This window comes from Streptomyces sp. NPDC026500, from assembly GCF_055567635.1.
In genome coordinates this window covers 62882-79129 of the sequence record NZ_JBVHQB010000022.1, presented here as the reverse complement: position 1 = coordinate 79129, position 16248 = coordinate 62882, and the positions used below count along the sequence as shown (strand labels likewise).

Genomic DNA, 16248 nt, shown 5'->3' with positions numbered 1-16248 from the left:
TCGCGCCGGTCAGTCCCCGTGGTCATACACCGTCACCGCCAGGCCGCGGCGCACCAGCCGCTCGGTGACGAGGGGTTCCACGCGTGACCAGTTGCCGCCGGCCAGGCCGCACCCGATGCGCGACATGTGCACGGACGCGCCGAGTGCGACGCCCTTGTCGGCGAGCAGTCCGAGTGAGGCGTCGATGGCCTCGTAGCGCACGGGCACGCCCTTGCTGCCGGTGCGTATCCCCCGCTGGCCCACCAGGTTCGCCACCCACACATACGGCTCGACCTGGACGAACTGGGCGGCGCCCAGGCCGAAGTCGTTTCCCGCGCGGTCGCGGTGCCAGGCGCGGTACGCGGCCTCCGGCTCCGGCCAGCGGCGGGAGAGGGCCAGCACGAAGCCCTTTCCCCAGCCCCCGATGTCATTGCAGACGTGCGCGATCAGCTTGATGCCCTTGCACGACGGAACGGTGGCATCACCCCGGACATACATGATTTCCGACATGACACCACCGTAGAGGCCGCCACTGACAACGACCCCGGACCGCTCCCCCGGAGTCCGAGCGGCGTATCGGGCGCGCCGCTCGGCTCCGGGACTGCGGGCTTCTACTTGAGGTAGACCAGTCCGTCGGTGGTGACGGTCGGGCGCCCCGAGGTGCCCACGACGACGATCTTGACCGTGTGGGTGCCGCTCGTGGACCACGTCTTCGTCCACTGCACCTGGCGGTACGTGGTGGTGGTCGACTTCATGTCGACGGTGACTGCCTTGACGCCGTCGACATAGATGTCCGCCTGGCCGGAGCCGGCGGCGCGGGAGACCACCCATGCCGCCGAGCGGCCGGTGAACTTCCAGGTGAGCGAGGCGTTCTTCGAGGTGCTGCTGTACGACTTGCCGCCCAGGTAGCTGCTGGAAGCCTTGGCCGTCCAGGTGCCGGTGCTGGTGGCGGACGTCTCCTGGAGGATCACCGGGGTGGCGGTCAGGGAGGCGGAGGCCGTGTTGCCCGCGTAGTCGTAGGCGGTCATCGACCAGGTGCCGGCCGTGCCGGAGCCGGCTGTCAGCGCGGCGCCGGTGACGGTCGGTCCGTAGGTGTGCGCGGCCGGCTTGGTGAGGCGGACCTCCTTCAGGGCGCTGTTGTCGGCGGCCTTCCAGTTGCCCAGGATGCCGTGCGCCTCATCGAGGAATCCTGGCAATGTAAATCAGCCAAGTAGCATCGATCACCCTCCCGGCTCCACGGCCCTGCTCGGCGGGCGTTCACGTCGCCCATTCGCAGGGCCGTGCCCTTTCGTGCGGCACCATTCCTCTTCGCGGACGCCGGTGAGCGTGGCGGCCTGTCGTTCTGGGGTCGTCACCGGATCGAGCACGTGTCCCAAAGGGCCCCCGCCCGCGCCGCTCCTGGACGGAAGCTTTCACAACACTGGTGGGACAGCAATACTGTTGCACCGCGCCGTCACCGGTCACCATGGGCGCGCGCCGCACGACGCGAGAGGCGAGGACCTGCCATGACCACGGACACCGAGGAACCGACGCTCACGGTCGACGAGCTGGCCGCGCGGGCGGGTGTCACGGTCCGTACGGTCCGCTTCTACAGCGCCAGGGGCCTGTTGCCGCCGCCCGTGATCGGCCCCCGGCGCGTGGGCCACTACAGCCAGGAGCACCTGGCCCGCCTCGCGCTGATCGAAGAGTTGCAGCACCAGGGCATGACCCTGGCCGCGATCGAGCGCCATCTGACGCAGCTGCCGCCCGGACTGAGCGCACACGACCTCGCCATCCACCGTGCCGTGGTGGCCTCCTGGGCGCCCGACGCGACGGAGGACGTGACCCGGGAGGAACTGGAGCGGCGGGCCGGGCGGGCGCTCGGCGACGCGGACCTGGAGCGGCTCGCCGCGATGAGCGTCATCGAGCGGACGGGGGACTCCGTCCGGCTGGACCCCGGGCTGCTGAAGCTCGGCGTGGAGCTCCTGGACGTACCGATCGCGGACGAGGCGATCCTGGCCGCGCGGACCGTCCTCCTGGAGCACTCGCGTGCGGCGGCCCACGAACTGTCCGTCCTGTTGCGCGACGCCGTGGGCGAACGGGAGTCCGTGGCGGCGGTGAAGTCGCTGTCGGCGCACATGCAGCCGCTGGTGGTGCAGGCGCTTCTCACCGCGTTCCAGCGTTCGTTGAAGGACGAGCTGCGGGAATGGCTCAAGGAGTCCTGATCCCCCGGCGCGCCCCGGCATCCCGGGCCGACGCGCCCCGACGGTGCCGGCGCTCACAAGTAGGCTGATCCGCCCGCCACGTTGAGGGTCTGGCCGGTCAGGAAGCCACTGCCCTCATCGACCACGTACAGGAGGGTGGAGACGAGGTCGCACGGCCGCTGGATGCGAGGGACGGCCTGCTGGGCGCGGACGTGCTCGAATCCGCCGTCCGCGCCGACGGTCCGTTCGGCGGTGGCGGCGCGCACCATGCTCGGCGCTATCGCGTTACATGGTCGGCGCTCTCGGCCCGACGGGCGGCCGTATCGCGAGGGCGAAGGCGCGGCGCAGGGCGAGCGGCAGGTCACGGGCGTGCTGGACGTCGATGGCCGCCTTGACGGCGGGACGGGCCAGCCCGATGAGGTCGCCCGACAGCATCGGGTCCTGCTGGAGATGGCGGCGGTCCTGCTGGCCGCCATCACCACCAACGGGGCGCGGGAGCGGCGGGCGTTGAGCAGACCGATGAGCCCGTTCGCCAGCCCGGCGGCGATGTGCAGGCTGACGAAGGCGGGCCGCCGGGTCGCGCGGGCGTATCCGTCGGCCATGGAGACGACGGCGCCCTCGTGGACGCCGAGGACGTACTCCGGTGCGTCCTCGGCCTCCGCGAGGGCGGCCAGGAAGGGCAGTTCGGTGGTGCAGGGGTTGCCGAAGACGGGGTCCACGCCCTCGCCGCGCAGGATGTCCAGCAGGGCGAGGGCGGGACGGCGACCCCTGGGGGCTCCTCGGAGTGGACGGGTACCGGTTCGCCGGTCGGCGTCCGTTGCCCGTCCCCCGTGGAGCAAGTCCCTCATACCACTCAGCGACACGTCACCCCGTGGCCCGGGGCCCGGGGCCCGGATGTGGTGTGCACCCGAGGGTGAGGTGTGCCGGGTGCGTTGTGCGCCCGGGTCAGGACGCGTCGGTGAACCGCTCGCCGTTCTCCGCCTTCTCGACGAGCAGCGCCGGCGGGAGGAAACGGTCCCCGTAGCGCTCGGCGAGCTCCCGCGCGCGGGCCACGAACGCGGCCGGTCCGGTACCGGTCGCGCCTTCGTAGCCGTTGATGTACTGCAGGACACCGCCGGTCCAGCCCGGGAAGCCGATCCCGAGGATGGAACCGATGTTGGCGTCGGCGACCGAGGTCAGGACGCCTTCCTCCAGGAGCCGGACGGTGTCCAGCGCCTCGGAGAAGAGCATGCGCTCCTTCATGTCCTCGAACGGGATCTCGTACCCCGCCTTCGTGCTGTGCTTGCCCGGGGGGCGACCCCCGGAACCCCCGAAATGCTCGCGCAGCCCCGGCCACAGCAGGCCGCGCTTGCCGTCCTCGGCGTACTCGTAGAAGCCCGCGCCGCCGCTGCGTCCGGGGCGCCCGAACTCGTCCACCATGCGGTCGATGACGGCCTCGGCCGGGTGGGTCTCCCAGGTGCCGCCCGCCTCCTCGACGGCCTGCTTGGACTCCTTGCGGATCTTGCGCGGCAGGGTGAGGGTCAGCTCGTCCATGAGCGAGAGCACCTTGGCCGGGTAGCCGGCCTGGGCGGCGGCCTGCTCGACGGAGGCGGGCTCGATGCCCTCGCCGACCATCGCGACGCCCTCGTTGATGAAGTGCCCGATGACCCGGGAGGTGAAGAAGCCGCGCGAGTCGTTGACGACGATCGGGGTCTTCTTGATCTGCCGTACGAGATCGAAGGCGCGGGCCAGCGCCTCGTCGCCGGTGCGCTCGCCCTTGATGATCTCGACGAGCGGCATCTTGTCGACGGGCGAGAAGAAGTGCAGCCCGATGAAGTCCTCCTGCCGATCCACGCCCTCGGCGAGCGCGGTGATCGGCAGCGTCGAGGTGTTGGAGCAGAGCAGCGCGTCCGGCTCGACGATGTTCTGGATCTCCTGGAACACCTTGTGCTTGAGCGCGGTGTCCTCGAAGACGGCCTCGATGACGGCGTCGCAGCCCGCGAGGTCGTTCGGGTCGGCGGTGGGCGTGATGCGGGCGAGCAGCGCGTCCGCCTTCTCCTGGGTCGTACGTCCCCGGGAGACGGCCTTGGCGCAGAGCTTCTCGGAGTACGCCTTGCCCTTGGCCGCCGCGTCCGCCGTGACGTCCTTGAGGACCACGTCGATGCCCGCGCGGGCGCACGAGTAGGCGATGCCCGCGCCCATCATCCCGGCGCCGAGGACGGCGACCCTGCGGACCGGGCGCGGCTCGATGCCCTGCGGACGGTTGGCGCCGGAGTTGACTGCCTGGAGGTCGAAGAAGAACGCCTGGATCATGTTCTTCGACGTCTGGCCGGTGACCAGCTCGGTGAAGTAGCGCGCCTCGATGACCAGCGCGGTCTCGAAGTCGACCTGGGAGCCCTCGACGGCGGCCGCGAGGATGTTGCGCGGGGCCGGGTAGGGCGCGCCGCCGAGCTGCTTACGCAGACTGGCCGGGAAGGCGGGCAGGTTCGCCGCGAACTTCGGGTTGGCCGGCGTACCGCCCGGGATCCGGTAGCCCGGCTTGTCCCAGGGCTGCTGGGACTCGGGGTTGGCGTCGATGAAGGCGCGCGCCTTGGCGAGCATCTCCTCGGGGGTGGCGGCCACTTCGTGGACGAGCCCGTTCTCCAGGGCCCGCTGCGGGGAGTACTGGGTGCCCTGGAGCAGCACCTTGAGGAGGGCGTCGGCGATGCCCATGAGGCGGACGGTACGGGTGACGCCGCCGCCGCCCGGCAGCAGACCGAGGGTGACCTCGGGCAGGCCGATCTTGGAACCGGGCGCGTCGAGGGCGACCCGGTGGTGGGAGGCCAGGGCGATCTCGTAGCCGCCGCCGAGGGCCGCGCCGTTGATCGCGGCCACGACCGGCTTGCCGAGGGTCTCGATGCGGCGCAGCGAGGACTTGATGGCGATGCCGGCCTCGAGAACCCGCTGGGCGTCCTCGGGACCTGCCTGGATCATGTCCTTGAGGTCGCCGCCCGCGAAGAAGGTCTTCTTGGCGGAGGTGTAGATGATGCCGCGGATGGAGTCCTTCTCGGCCTCGGCTCGTTCGGCGACGGCCGCGATCGAGTCCTTGAAGGCCTGGTTCATGGTGTTCGCGGACTGGTTGGGGTCGTCGAGGACGAGGGTGACGACGCCGGTCTCGTCCTGTTCCCAGCGGATGGTGGTGGGCTCAGTGCTCATCAGGGGATGCTCCGTAGATCCTTGATCCGTTGGGAAGGTCAGACGCGCTCGACGATCGTGGCGATGCCCATGCCGCCACCCACGCACAGGGTGGCGAGGCCGTACCGCTTGTCCTGGCGCTCCAGCTCGTCGACGAGGGTGCCGAGGATCATCGCGCCGGTGGCGCCGAGGGGGTGGCCGAGCGCGATGGCGCCGCCGTTGACGTTGACCTTGTCCAGCGACAGGCCCATGTCCTTCACGAAGCGCAGGACGACGGCCGCGAAGGCCTCGTTGATCTCGACGAGGTCGATGTCGTCGATGGTCAGACCGGCCTTGGCGAGCGCCTTGCGCGTCGCGGGCGCGGGGCCGGTGAGCATGATGGTGGGCTCGGAGCCGGAGACGGCGGCGGAGACGATCCGCGCGCGGGGGGTGAGGCCGTAGCGCTCGCCGACCTCGCGGGAGCCGATGGCGACGAGCGAGGCGCCGTCGACGATGCCGGAGGAGTTGCCCGCGTGGTGGACGTGATCGATCTGCTCGACCCAGTGGTATTTCTGCAGCGCCACGGCGTCGAAGCCGCCCAGTTCGCCGATGTCGGCGAACGACGGCTTCAGCCTGGCGAGCGAGTCGGCGGTGGTGCCCGGACGCAGGAACTCGTCGTGGTCGAGGATCGTGAGACCACTGCGGTCCTTGACGGGCACGACGGACTTCTCGAAGCGGCCGTCCTTCACGGCCGCGGCGGCACGCTCCTGGGAGAGGGCCGCGTACTCGTCGACGTCGCGGCGCGAGAAGCCCTCGATGGTGGCGATGAGGTCGGCACCGATGCCCTGCGGCACGAAGTTGGTGGCCAGGTTGGTCATCGGGTCGGCGAACCACGCGCCGCCGTCCGAGGCCATCGGCACCCGCGACATCGACTCGACGCCGCCCGCGAGGACCAGGTCCTCCCAGCCCGAACGGATCTTCATCGCGGCCAGGTTGACGGCTTCCAGGCCCGAGGCACAGAAGCGGTTCTCCTGGACGCCGGCCACCGTGTCGGGCAGTCCGGCGGCGATCGCCGAGATGCGCGCGATGTCGGAGCCCTGGTCGCCGACCGGGCCGACGACGCCGAGCACGATGTCGTCGATGGCGGCCGGGTCGAGGCCCGGGAAGCGCCGCTGCACCTCATGGATGAGCCCGACGACCAGGTCGATGGGCTTGGTTCCGTGCAGGGCGCCGTTCTGCTTGCCGCGACCGCGCGGGGTGCGGATCGCGTCGTACACGTACGCTTCGGTGCTCACTGGTAAGCCTTTCGGGGAGGGTCGGCAAATGCTGCGCGCTGACTGCGGTCAAGGGGGCTCCGGGACACATAGGTCAGCGTCGCGGCGGCGGGGTGCGCCCTGGGGCACCCGGTCCGGCGTCGGACGGCACCGCCCCGTACCCACCAGCGCGATGGGTACGGGCATCGGACCGTCCAGGCCCGACCGGAAACCCTGGGGCGTGAGGAAACCCGCCCCCGCGTTCCCGGACCACGGACACGATCCGTGCCGCCCGGACGCGGAGCGAACGCGGGCAACCAGAACGCCCACCACCGTCCGGGGCGTTCGGCCGAGCATGGGTTCTGGCAACAGGACTCACTCCCGCTCAGTCTCTAGGAACGGTTAGCCGAGCAGGGAACGACCGATGATCTCCTTCATGATCTCGGTCGTCCCGCCGTAGATGGTCTGGATGCGCCCGTCGGTGAAGGCCCGTGCGACCCGGTATTCCGCCATGTAGCCGTAGCCGCCGTGCAGTTGGAGACAGCGATCGGCCACCCGCTTCTGCAGTTCGGTGGCCCACCACTTGGCCATGGAGGCGTGCACCGCGTCGAGTTCGCCGTTCGAGTGGTCGACGATGCAGCGGTCGAGGAAGGTGCGGGTGACGGCGCACTCGGTGGCCATCTCGGCTATCTCGAAGCGGATGTGCTGAAGTCTGGCGAGCGGCCGCCCGAAGGCCTCGCGCTCCTTCACGTACTGCGTGGTGATCTCCAGCAGGTGCTCGGCGGCGGCGATCCCGGCGACGGCGATGCCCATGCGCTCCTGCGCGAGGTTCGTCATCAGGTGGACGAACGCGCCGTTCAGCTCGCCGAGCAGGTTCTCCTTGGGTACACGCACGTCGTTGAAGAACAACTCGGCGGTGTCCTGCGACTTCTGGCCGATCTTGTCGAGGTTGCGGCCGCGCTCGAAGCCCTCCGCGCCGCGCTCGACGACGAGCAGCGACAGCCCGTGCGCGCCGCCCTCGGGGGTGGTCTTCGCGACGACGATCACCAGGTCGGCGAGGATGCCGTTGGAGATGAAGGTCTTGGAGCCGTTGAGCAGGAAGTGGTCGCCCTTGTCCTCGGCGTGGGTCTTGATGCCCTGGAGGTCGGATCCGGCGCCGGGTTCGGTCATCGCGATCGCCGTGATGACCGAGCCGTCGCAGAAGCCGGGCAGCCAGCGCCGCTTCTGCTCCTCGGTGGCGAGGTCCGTCAGATACGGCCCGATGATGTCGTTGTGCAGCCCGAGGGCGAGGCCCGCCGCTCCCGCGCGCGTGAACTCCTCGGCGAGTACGGCGCTGTAGCGGAAGTCGGTGGTGCCGCCGCCTCCGTACTCCTCGGGCACGGCGAGTCCGAGCAGGCCCTGCTTGCCGGCCGCCCGCCAGGCGTCGCGCGAGACGATGCCGCCCTTCTCCCACTGCTCGTAGTGGGGCAGCACCTCCTTGGCGAGGAAGGTGCGCACGGTCTCGCGGAACGCGTCGTGCTCGGCGGTGAAGATCTGCCGCTTCATGCGGGAAACGCCTTCCTGGAGGTCATGCGGGGGAACCCTCGTCGAGGGCGGTCCTGGGGCTCGCGAGGGCGCGTACGGGCGCCGGGTCCTCACCGAGGGCGGGCGGTCGGGTGAGCTCCATCAGCCGCCGTCCTTCGTCAGCCGGGGTACGTCCCAGTCGCGGGCCACGTCCGCGGTGTCGGCGCCCGGCCGGGCGGGGCCGCCGCGGACCGAGGTGGGGGTGGCCGAGAAGCGCGGCGCGGGGGCCGGCTGGGTGATGCCGCCGTGGTCCACGAAGGTGCCGCGGGCGGCGAGGTGCGGGTGCCCGGGCGCCTCGCGCAGCGACAGGACCGGCGCCACGCACGCGTCGGAGCCCTCGAAGACGGCGGTCCACTCGTCTCTCGTACGAGTCCTGAAGCGGGCGGCGACGCTCTCGCGCAGCTCCTCCCAGCGGGCCGGGTCCTTGCGCGCGGGGCCGAGTTCGGGGATGCCGAGCAGTTCGACGAACTCGTCGTAGAACCGCTGCTCCAGGGGGCCGACCGCCATGTGCCGGCCGTCGGCCGTCTCGTAGGTCCCGTAGTAGGGGCAACCGCCGTCGAGGAGGTTGGCGCGGCGCCGGTCCTGCCAGCCGCCCGCAGCCATCATGCCGTGGATCATCGTGGAGAGGTGCGCGGTGCCGTCGACGATGGCCGCGTCCACGACCTGCCCGGCGCCGGTCGCGCGGGCGTGGTTCAGGGCGGCGAGGACGCCGACTACGAGATAGAGGGACCCTCCCGCGTAGTCGCCGAGGAGGTTCGCGGGGACCGCCGGCGGCTCGTCCGGCTCGCCGATCATGCCGAGGGTGCCGGTGAGCGCGATGTACGCGATGTCGTGCCCGGCGCGCTGGGCGAGCGGGCCTTCCTGACCCCACCCGGTCATCCGGCCGTAGACGAGCTTCGGGTTGCGCTCGCGGCAGGCCTCGGGGCCGACGCCGAGGCGCTCGGCGACGCCGGGGCGGTAGCCCTCGATCAGGATGTCGGCCCGTGCGGCCAGGTCGAGCACGCCCGCCGCGCCGTCCTCGGCCTTGAGGTCGATGATCACGGACCGTTTGTTGCGGTTGGTGATGTCGTAGGCCGGATCGACCCCGATCCCGGCGCCGCCGGGCCGGTCCACCCGGACGACGTCCGCTCCGAGGTCGGCGAGCAGCATGGCGGCGAACGGGCCGGGGCCGATGCCCGCCAGCTCGACCACGCGCACCCCGGTGAGGGGGCCGTGCCCCGGCGTTCCTGCCGCTGTCATCAAGCCCCCAGCACTGTGACACCACTGATGTGACATCAGCGATGTTAAGAACGTGTTCCACTCCGGGCAAGCCCCTGGCGAGCAAGCGCTTAGTTAAATTCCCGGGCCGCGATCAGCCCCGGCCCGTTTCCGCGACCAACTCCGGTCCAGATCCGCGCTCGACGCCGGCCCGATTCCGCGCTCAGCGCCGACCCGATTCCGCCATCAGCGCTCGTCCAGATCCGCTATCAGCTTCTTGGGCGCTATCACGCGATAGCTCTCCTCGACCCAGTCGCACAGCAGCTCCGCCGCGGGGGCTCCTCGCTCCTCCAGGGGCACGCGCACCCAGCCGGCCTTGCCCAGGCCGTATCCGGCGGGCTCCGCACCGGGTGAGGTGAGCGCGTGGGCGTGCGCCGCCTCGTCCTTGAGCTTCACGGTGAGGCCCAGGGGGTAGCTGCCGTCGTCGAGGCCGAGGAAGACGAAGACCTTCTTGTTGACCTTCGCGACGGTCTCGCCCCAGGGGAACTCCTCCGTGGCGCCGGGCAGGCCGAGCGCGAACTCGCGCACCTTCTGCCACTTTTTCAGCGCGTTTTTCGACACGGCCACGGCTGCCTCCGGCCTGTTCGTGCGACCTCGTCGTCCGACGGTTCGTACCTCACGCTAGCCTCAGCCACCGACAACGGCGCTTCGCGTACGACGTGGCGCGGACCGCACGTTCAAGCGCAGCCCACAGCGTGGAGGGTGTCATGAGCAGGCTGAACGAGTCGGACCGCGCGTACGACATCGTGCTCTTCGGAGCCACAGGGTTCGTCGGGGAGCTCACCGCGGAGTATCTGGCCGCTCACGCGCCCGAAGGACTGCGGTGGGCGATCGCCGGACGCAGCGCGGAGAAGCTGGAACGACTGCGGGAGCGGCTGGGTGGCGCACCGGGTGTGCTGCGGGCGGATGTGACGGACCCGGACTCGGTACGTGAGCTCGCCCGCCACGCGCGCGTGGTGGCCACGACGGTGGGCCCCTACATCACCTACGGGGAGGACCTGGTGGCCGCCTGCGCGGATGCCGGGACCGACTACCTGGACCTGACCGGCGAGCCCGAGTTCGTGGACCTGATGTACGTCCGGCACGACGCACGCGCGCGGGAGACGGGCGCCCGGCTCGTGCACGCATGCGGCTTCGACTCGATCCCGCACGACCTGGGCGCCTACTTCACCGTGCGGCAGCTCCCTGAGGACGTGCCGCTGAGGGTGGACGGTTTCGTACGCTCCCAGGCGATGTTCTCGGGCGGCACCTTCGCCTCCGCGCTCAACCAGTTCGCCCGTGGCCGGCACATGCTCGCCGCGGCACGGGAGCGCAGGCACCACGAGCCGCGCCTGATGGGGCGGCGAGTCACCGCACCGCTGGGGGCGCCGCGGTTCGCCGCGGAGGTGGGGGCGTGGGCGCTGCCGCTGCCCACGATCGACGCCCAGGTGGTGCAGCGCTCGGCGCGGGCCCTGGCGCGGTACGGGCCGGACTTCCGCTACCGCCATTACGCGGCCGTCCAGCGGTTGCCCATGGCCCTCGGCGGAGTCGCCGGGGTCAGCGCGGTCTTCGCCGCAGCCCAGCTGCCGCCCGCGCGCCGCTGGCTGTCCGACCGGATCAAGCCGGGCGAGGGGCCGAGCGCCGCACGCCGTGCCAAGAGCTGGTTCTCGGTGCGCTTCGTGGGCGAGGGCGGCGGCCGGCGCGTGTTCACCGAGGTCTCGGGCGGCGACCCCGGCTACGACGAGACCGCGAAGATGCTCGCCGAGTCGGCGCTGGCCCTGGCCCTCGACGAGCTGCCGAAGACGTCCGGTCAGGTCACACCGGTGGTGGCGATGGGCGACGCGCTGCTGGAACGGCTCGGCGCGGCGGGGATCACCTTCCGGGTGGCGGCGGTTCGGTAGGGCCGGGAAGTCAGGGGGGACCCGGAGGAGTCCCGAAGGGCCGGGTACTCCGGTGGGTGCGACGCGGGCGTGAGGGTTGGGTGGCCCTCACGACGCCCAGGCCATGACCGTGTAGATCATCCCGCCCATCCAGGCGAGTCCGGCCGGAACGGCGAGGACCAGTGCGGCCGTCACGGCGCGTCCGGCGGGCCGAGCGGGGTCGGCGGCGGGCTTCGGGGCACGGTGCGTCGTCATACGGTTCAGCTTGCCGATCATGGCGACTTCATACATCCGTACGAGTACTCAGAACACGTACTCAGAACACGCACGCAGACCGTCCCGGCCGACGCGTGGGAGACATCGGGCGGGCCGGGGGGCGAGGGGCGTCGGTCGGCCAACAGTCCTGAGACGTCAGGCAGTTGCCTGCTGGAGGGCCCGCCTGCACAGGGAGTCCGCGCGTCGGGTGGATTCCGGCAGGCGGTACTTCGGGGTGAGCGCGAGGGTGTGCGCGCAGGCGTTGTCGAGGTCCACGCGGTGGCCGACGGACACGAACACGGGCTTGATCCCGTCCTGGGTGCGCAGCGCGCGGCCCACGTCGTCGGTACCGGCGAGCAGCGGTGCGACGCCGCCGCGCCGGGCGCCGGGCTCCTCGTAGGAGAAGGTGAACGGGTTCTTGGCGACGCCGATGGTGGGGAGCCCGGTGAGGACGCCGAGGTGACTCGCGAGACCGAAACGGCGCGGGTGGGCGAGTCCGTACCCGTCGCAGACGACCAGGCCGGGCGGGCAGGGCAGGGCGTCCAGCGCGGCCAGGACGGTCGGGATCTCGCGGAAGGCGAGCAGTCCGGGGACGTACGGGAAGGAGACCCGGCCGACGGCGGTGGCCTCCGCCACGACGTCGAGGGTCGCCGCGTCGAGGACGACGGCCGCCGCGACCACGACGTCGCGCTCGTCGTCGTAGGCGACGTCGACGCCCGTCACCCGGCCGGTGCCGGGCGGCGGGCCCGGTTCGTCGAGCACCACGCGTTCGCGCAACTCGTCCTGTACGAGCCGGGCTTGTTCCTCGGTGGCGGGCCAGCCCGCGGGGATCGTCACGATCGTCATGATGGGAACGAGCCTAATGAGTGACGGACATCCCCCGTGACGGGGTCCGCGGCTCGCCTCTCCGCGGGCCCGCAACCGAGTCTGCGGGACAGACGCGAACCGACTCCTGTCAGGCCCGGACCAGCCCGGCGGACATCCCCCTCACCTGCCGTCGACGTGCTCGGCGAGGATGCGCCGCACGGCGTCCGGGTCGTCCGGAGTGATCGTGGGACGCACACGGCCTCCGACGTCTATCACGAGCGCCATGTTCTTCCCGGGGCGCTGCGGATCGAGGTTCCACCAGTGGACCAAGTCGCCCGAGCCCCAGATGCGCCACTTCCGCATCGAGTTCGCGCCGGTCAGGGGGAGTCCGGTGACGCCTCTGATCGAGGCGTAGGGGATCCGCTTCGACCCCCAGGGGAAGTAGCGGCGGATGGTGAGGGCCTGCTCGTCGCAGCGGATCCCGCCGTCGTCATAGGGAGTCGCGCTCTCGTGGCTCAACTGCATCTCCTGGTGCTCACCGCGGCCGATCGCCCGCTTCTGTCTGCGTGTCAGCGGATCCACGGATCCGCAGATCCGCAGATCCGCGTCCTGGCCGCGGACGGATGCGGACGGAAACGTCATGGGACCTCGGGCGCGAGGATGAAGATTCCGGCGACCTTCTCCTCGGCGTCGAACGCGACGCGGGCCTTCATGTCACCGGCCTCGTAGCACAGCGGGATGTCGACGACGGTGTGGTCGCCGACCCGCCGGACGAACGGCTCGCCCTCCGCGAAGCCCTCGAACGCGCCGACGAGTCCGGCGACCGTGGCCAGGCCGTCGGCCCGGACCTTGTCGGTGAAAGCCTCGAGGACCTGCGCGTTGAACGACGGCCGGGCGTCGTCCATGCGGTCTTCGAGGACGGCCGTGACGATCGTGAGGGCGCGTTCCGCGGCGTCGGTCATGCGCACTGTCTTGTCCATGGGTTCTCCGGTTCGGGGGTCGATGGGCTTGCCGAACCGCTGGAAGGCGGCCTGGCGGGTCACTCCGAGCAGGTCCCCGATCTCCTGCCAGGTGTGACCGGCGTCGCGGGACTGCTGGACGCACAACTTGAGCACCTGTTCCCCCAGGGCATCGATGCCCCGGGCGCGTCCGACCAGGTCGAGGTAGGCAGGTGGGGTCAACGGGCTGCCCATGGAGGCGGCCAGGGCCGATGCCTGCTCGGCGAGCCGGGCGCATACGGCCGTGAGGGACAGCGAGGAATCGGTCACATGTAAAGGATGCCTTTACGCGGTCGAGCGCGTCAAGGATTCCTTTACGCCTTCAGCCGCGGGGGCTTGGGCCGCGCTTCGGACGGGGATGTCGGCCACTCGCCGAGGGGCACGGAATCCGGTCGGCGGGCCAGGGATAGGCTCGCGATCATGTTCGTACTGGAGCTGACCTACACCGCGCCGCTCGAAGCCGTCGACGCCGTCCTCGAGGCCCATGTCGCCTGGCTCGACAAGCAGTACGCGGCCGGATTCTTCATCGCATCGGGGCGCAAGAGCCCTCGCGACGGAGGCGTGATCCTGGCCGTCGCGGACGACCGGGCGCGGATCGAGGAGATCGCCGCGGGCGACCCGTTCGTCACGGCGGGCGTGTGCGCGTACCGCGTCACCGAGTTCGTCGCGACAAAAACGGCCCCCGGCCTGGAGCGGTACCGCGAACCCCTCGGCTGAGCGCCGCGCTCAGCCCCGGTCGAGCGCCCGCCGGAGCTGCTCCTTGTTCATCCCCGAGCGGCCCTCGATGTTGCGCCGCTTGGCCTCCTCGTACAGCTGGTCGTACGTGGGCCCCTGGGCGCCCTGGTGCGAGCGCCGGCCACCCCGTTCACCGGACGACATGTCCTCGACGGACGTACGGCTGGCGGTCCGCGACTCGCCGGCGCGCGCACGCTCCTTGTTCACCGTGCGTGCCGCGATCTCCTCGGCGCGCTTCTCGCTCTCGCCCCGGTCGCGCGCGCTCTGCCTGATGTGTTCGTACTGACGTTCCCGCTTGGGGCTCGCACCGCGTGGCATGGCTGATCACTTCCCTTCCTACGCGGTACGAGTACCCCGTATCCGGACGGGATGCGGACAGAATTAGGGCGCTGTCCGGGCGCGGCCAAGGGCGTGCCCCGGACGGACAGCGCACGGCTCAGCGCTCCAGCCGGGCGACCCTTCCCTTCTCGCCCGAGGCCCAGCAGCCCAGGTCCGGGGTGCAGTCCACGGTGTCGTACGAGCCGGTGTCGAGGGTGCGCCAGGTGCGGCCGCCGTCGGCCGTCAGGTCGGTGCCGGTGGGGCCGACCGCGAGGGCGGCGGCGCGGCTGTGCGGAAGCCAGGTGACGCCGGAGCGGTAGGCGGGCGGGGACTGAGCCGCCGTGGTCCAGGTGCGGCCTCCGTCGAGGGTGATCGCGGCGGCCTGCGGTGAGGCCTGGTCGGCGCGGTAGTCGCCGCCGACCGCGAGTCCGTGGACGCGGTCGCGGAAGGCGAGGGCGAAGACACCGCGCGCCGGATCGCCGGCGGGTACCGGCGTGTCGGCGGCGGTCCAGGTCAGGCCGCGGTCCGCGGAGTGCAGCACGCGCGCGCGGGCGCCCCCTCCGGTGGCCAGCCACACATCGCGGGGCCCCGATCCGACCAGGCACTGACCGCTCGCGGCGAAGCCCGCCTCGCCGTCCTGCGCGGCGGGCATCCGGTCGCCGGGCAGCACCTTCCAGGAGCGGCCGCCGTCGCTCGTCGCGAGGATGCGGAACCTGCCGTCCACCGGGTCGCTCATCGCCAGGCCGTGGCGCCGGTCGAGGAAGGTGAGGCAGTCGTAGAAGGCCTTGGGGTCGGTGTTGTTGAAGGACTCGGTCCAGGTGGTGCCGCCGTCCTCGGTCCGGTAGACGCGCGACGCCTCGCCCTCGCCGATGGCCAGGACCACCGCGCGCCGGGCGTCGAACGCCTCGATGTCGCGGAACTCCAGGTCCGCCGCCCCGGGCGGCGACACGTTCCGCCAGAGCGCGCCGCCGTCGGTGGTGCGCAGCACGGTGCCCTTCGAGCCGGCCACCCACGCGGTGTCCCTGCTGACGGCCGACAGTCCGCGGAACCGTACGTCCGTACCGCTGTTCTTGAGCGCCCAGTGCGGGGTCCGTGCCGCCTCGTGCGCCTGTGCCGGCACCGCCACCGCGAGCGCCGCGGCGAGTGCGGCCGCCCCCAGTCCCACGCCTACCGTCCGGCTCGAACGTCTCGTCTTCCCCAAGCCCCTCATGGCGGGCGAAGCTAGTCCACTCGCCCGATGGCGTCTATATGGCCTCCCGCGGGAACCCCGGAGCCCGCTCGGGTGTCCTCTTCGGTGTCGGGGGAGTGCGGAACGGAAAGAGATCACCATGGCCGGGGAAAGTGGATCTCCCCGGTGCATGACTTCGGTGACAGAGGTCACTCGGCTCAGAGGTGCACGCGCCGGGTCATTCTTCCGTCTCTTCAATTGACCGGCTTCATCCGCCCGGAGTTCGTTCAGCCGTCACAAGGGAGCAAGGCGTTGTCCACCGTCATCGAGCAGCCCGTAGAGGCCCGCCTCGTCGCCGCCGCGCCGCGGATGCCGAGCATTCCGGCCACGCTCCACTACGACCGGACCGACCCGTTCGCCGTCCGCATGACCTTCCCCGCCCCCGCCACGCTCGAAGGCGTGGAGGTCTGCTGGACCTTCGCCCGCGAGCTGCTCGTGTCGGGTCTCGACGACTCGGTGGGCTACGGAGACGTACGGGTGCGGCCGTACGGATACGACCGCACCGTGCTGGAGTTCCACGCCCCCGAGGGCACCGCCGTGGTGCACATCCGTTCCGGCGAGGTGCGGAACTTCCTGGAGCAGACCACCGAGTTGGTACCGGTCGGCCTGGAGCACCTCCAGGTGGACCTGGACCACGATCTGGCGGAGCTCATGCGGGGCACCTGCTGAAGCGGCGCAGGT

At 71.1% G+C, this 16248-nt stretch carries 17 protein-coding genes and 2 pseudogenes; 5 read left to right on the top strand and 14 right to left on the bottom strand.

Annotated elements, in window-relative coordinates; genetic code table 11:
• Positions 1-9: 9 nt before the first annotated feature.
• Positions 10-489 carry a macro domain-containing protein gene (locus tag ACZ4N5_RS32680; RefSeq protein WP_467760640.1) on the bottom strand — a complete coding sequence of 160 codons (480 nt, stop codon included), beginning with the start codon at positions 487-489 and terminating at the stop codon, positions 10-12.
• A gap of 101 nt (positions 490-590) precedes the next feature.
• Positions 591-1133 (bottom strand): annotated as a pseudogene (locus ACZ4N5_RS32675) (N-acetylmuramoyl-L-alanine amidase); the annotation flags it as partial.
• 351 nt (positions 1134-1484) lie between these two features.
• Here ACZ4N5_RS32675 and ACZ4N5_RS32670 point away from each other — a divergent pair.
• Positions 1485-2183, top strand: coding sequence for a MerR family transcriptional regulator (locus tag ACZ4N5_RS32670; protein ID WP_467760639.1), 699 nt, complete (start codon positions 1485-1487; stop codon positions 2181-2183).
• 53 nt (positions 2184-2236) lie between these two features.
• On the opposite strand, the gene ACZ4N5_RS32665 is transcribed toward ACZ4N5_RS32670, so the two are convergent.
• The 3 genes from ACZ4N5_RS32665 to ACZ4N5_RS32655 form a co-directional block, all read right to left on the bottom strand.
• A complete protein-coding gene (locus tag ACZ4N5_RS32665) occupies positions 2237-3010 on the bottom strand; it encodes an SDR family oxidoreductase (RefSeq protein ID WP_467760638.1) in 774 nt (257 codons plus the stop codon).
• A gap of 97 nt (positions 3011-3107) precedes the next feature.
• Positions 3108-5336 carry a 3-hydroxyacyl-CoA dehydrogenase NAD-binding domain-containing protein gene (locus ACZ4N5_RS32660; RefSeq protein WP_467760637.1) on the bottom strand — a complete coding sequence of 743 codons (2229 nt, stop codon included), beginning with the start codon at positions 5334-5336 and terminating at the stop codon, positions 3108-3110.
• 38 nt (positions 5337-5374) lie between these two features.
• On the bottom strand, positions 5375-6589 hold the full coding sequence (locus ACZ4N5_RS32655; RefSeq protein WP_261708371.1) for an acetyl-CoA C-acetyltransferase: 1215 nt from the start codon (positions 6587-6589) through the stop codon (positions 5375-5377).
• An 87-nt stretch (positions 6590-6676) separates the two neighbouring features.
• On the opposite strand from ACZ4N5_RS32655, the pseudogene ACZ4N5_RS32650 reads away from it, so the two are divergent.
• Positions 6677-6943: pseudogene (locus tag ACZ4N5_RS32650) on the top strand (IS200/IS605 family accessory protein TnpB-related protein); the annotation flags it as partial.
• Positions 6944-6949: 6 nt separating this feature from the next.
• On the opposite strand, the gene ACZ4N5_RS32645 reads toward ACZ4N5_RS32650, so the two are convergent.
• The 3 genes from ACZ4N5_RS32645 to ACZ4N5_RS32635 all read right to left on the bottom strand — a co-directional run bounded on the left by ACZ4N5_RS32645 (position 6950) and on the right by ACZ4N5_RS32635 (position 9934).
• Positions 6950-8092 (bottom strand): acyl-CoA dehydrogenase family protein, encoded by a 1143-nt coding sequence (locus tag ACZ4N5_RS32645; protein WP_467760636.1) that lies wholly within the window; start codon positions 8090-8092, stop codon positions 6950-6952.
• 120 nt (positions 8093-8212) lie between these two features.
• Positions 8213-9349 (bottom strand): CaiB/BaiF CoA transferase family protein, encoded by a 1137-nt coding sequence (locus tag ACZ4N5_RS32640; RefSeq protein ID WP_467760635.1) that lies wholly within the window; start codon positions 9347-9349, stop codon positions 8213-8215.
• A 204-nt stretch (positions 9350-9553) separates the two neighbouring features.
• On the bottom strand, positions 9554-9934 hold the full coding sequence (locus ACZ4N5_RS32635; RefSeq protein ID WP_467760634.1) for an MmcQ/YjbR family DNA-binding protein: 381 nt from the start codon (positions 9932-9934) through the stop codon (positions 9554-9556).
• A gap of 140 nt (positions 9935-10074) precedes the next feature.
• Here ACZ4N5_RS32635 and ACZ4N5_RS32630 point away from each other — a divergent pair, with 140 nt between their 5' ends.
• Positions 10075-11247, top strand: a complete 1173-nt coding sequence (locus ACZ4N5_RS32630) for a saccharopine dehydrogenase family protein (RefSeq protein ID WP_467760633.1) — start codon at positions 10075-10077, stop codon at positions 11245-11247.
• An 87-nt stretch (positions 11248-11334) separates the two neighbouring features.
• Here the strand turns inward: ACZ4N5_RS32630 and mmpA are convergent, their stop codons facing one another.
• The 4 genes from mmpA to ACZ4N5_RS32610 form a co-directional block, all read right to left on the bottom strand.
• Complete coding sequence (gene mmpA, locus ACZ4N5_RS32625; protein ID WP_401337045.1) at positions 11335-11481, bottom strand: morphogenic membrane protein MmpA; 147 nt, start codon at positions 11479-11481, stop codon at positions 11335-11337.
• 156 nt (positions 11482-11637) lie between these two features.
• Entirely contained in the window at positions 11638-12327 is a 690-nt protein-coding gene (locus tag ACZ4N5_RS32620; protein WP_467760632.1) for an endonuclease V, read from the bottom strand.
• Between the two features lie 141 nt (positions 12328-12468).
• Complete coding sequence (locus tag ACZ4N5_RS32615) at positions 12469-12930, bottom strand: PH domain-containing protein (RefSeq protein WP_467760631.1); 462 nt, start codon at positions 12928-12930, stop codon at positions 12469-12471.
• Positions 12927-13556, bottom strand: a complete 630-nt coding sequence (locus ACZ4N5_RS32610) for a DUF3887 domain-containing protein (protein WP_467760630.1) — start codon at positions 13554-13556, stop codon at positions 12927-12929. The genes ACZ4N5_RS32615 and ACZ4N5_RS32610 overlap by 4 nt, the downstream gene beginning before the upstream one ends.
• 150 nt (positions 13557-13706) lie before the next feature.
• Here ACZ4N5_RS32610 and ACZ4N5_RS32605 point away from each other — a divergent pair, with 150 nt between their 5' ends.
• On the top strand, positions 13707-14003 hold the full coding sequence (locus ACZ4N5_RS32605; protein WP_467760629.1) for a YciI family protein: 297 nt from the start codon (positions 13707-13709) through the stop codon (positions 14001-14003).
• Between the two features lie 9 nt (positions 14004-14012).
• Here the strand turns inward: ACZ4N5_RS32605 and ACZ4N5_RS32600 are convergent, their stop codons facing one another.
• Positions 14013-14339 carry a plasmid stabilization protein gene (locus ACZ4N5_RS32600; protein ID WP_467760628.1) on the bottom strand — a complete coding sequence of 109 codons (327 nt, stop codon included), beginning with the start codon at positions 14337-14339 and terminating at the stop codon, positions 14013-14015.
• Between the two features lie 118 nt (positions 14340-14457).
• Positions 14458-15549 carry a WD40/YVTN/BNR-like repeat-containing protein gene (locus tag ACZ4N5_RS32595; RefSeq protein WP_467760627.1) on the bottom strand — a complete coding sequence of 364 codons (1092 nt, stop codon included), beginning with the start codon at positions 15547-15549 and terminating at the stop codon, positions 14458-14460.
• Positions 15550-15819: 270 nt separating this feature from the next.
• On the opposite strand from ACZ4N5_RS32595, the gene ssgD reads away from it, so the two are divergent.
• Entirely contained in the window at positions 15820-16236 is a 417-nt protein-coding gene (gene ssgD, locus ACZ4N5_RS32590; protein WP_467760626.1) for a spore wall synthesis regulator SsgD, read from the top strand.
• Positions 16237-16248: the final 12 nt, after the last annotated feature.

Excerpts from the sequence above, each read along its gene's own strand:
- ACZ4N5_RS32660 (WP_467760637.1), bottom strand. The coding sequence starts at position 5,336 with ATGAGCACTGAGCCCACCACCATCCGCTGGGAACAGGACGAGACCGGC.
- ACZ4N5_RS32630 (WP_467760633.1), top strand. The coding sequence starts at position 10,075 with ATGAGCAGGCTGAACGAGTCGGACCGCGCGTACGACATCGTGCTCTTC.
- ACZ4N5_RS32620 (WP_467760632.1), bottom strand. The coding sequence starts at position 12,327 with ATGACGATCGTGACGATCCCCGCGGGCTGGCCCGCCACCGAGGAACAA.
- ACZ4N5_RS32680 (WP_467760640.1), bottom strand. The coding sequence starts at position 489 with ATGTCGGAAATCATGTATGTCCGGGGTGATGCCACCGTTCCGTCGTGC.
- ACZ4N5_RS32605 (WP_467760629.1), top strand. The coding sequence starts at position 13,707 with ATGTTCGTACTGGAGCTGACCTACACCGCGCCGCTCGAAGCCGTCGAC.
- ACZ4N5_RS32615 (WP_467760631.1), bottom strand. The coding sequence starts at position 12,930 with ATGACGTTTCCGTCCGCATCCGTCCGCGGCCAGGACGCGGATCTGCGG.
- mmpA (WP_401337045.1), bottom strand. The coding sequence starts at position 11,481 with ATGACGACGCACCGTGCCCCGAAGCCCGCCGCCGACCCCGCTCGGCCC.
- ACZ4N5_RS32645 (WP_467760636.1), bottom strand. The coding sequence starts at position 8,092 with ATGAAGCGGCAGATCTTCACCGCCGAGCACGACGCGTTCCGCGAGACC.
- ACZ4N5_RS32665 (WP_467760638.1), bottom strand. The coding sequence starts at position 3,010 with ATGAGGGACTTGCTCCACGGGGGACGGGCAACGGACGCCGACCGGCGA.
- ACZ4N5_RS32640 (WP_467760635.1), bottom strand. The coding sequence starts at position 9,349 with ATGACAGCGGCAGGAACGCCGGGGCACGGCCCCCTCACCGGGGTGCGC.
- ACZ4N5_RS32595 (WP_467760627.1), bottom strand. The coding sequence starts at position 15,549 with ATGAGGGGCTTGGGGAAGACGAGACGTTCGAGCCGGACGGTAGGCGTG.
- ACZ4N5_RS32600 (WP_467760628.1), bottom strand. The coding sequence starts at position 14,339 with ATGCCACGCGGTGCGAGCCCCAAGCGGGAACGTCAGTACGAACACATC.
- ACZ4N5_RS32670 (WP_467760639.1), top strand. The coding sequence starts at position 1,485 with ATGACCACGGACACCGAGGAACCGACGCTCACGGTCGACGAGCTGGCC.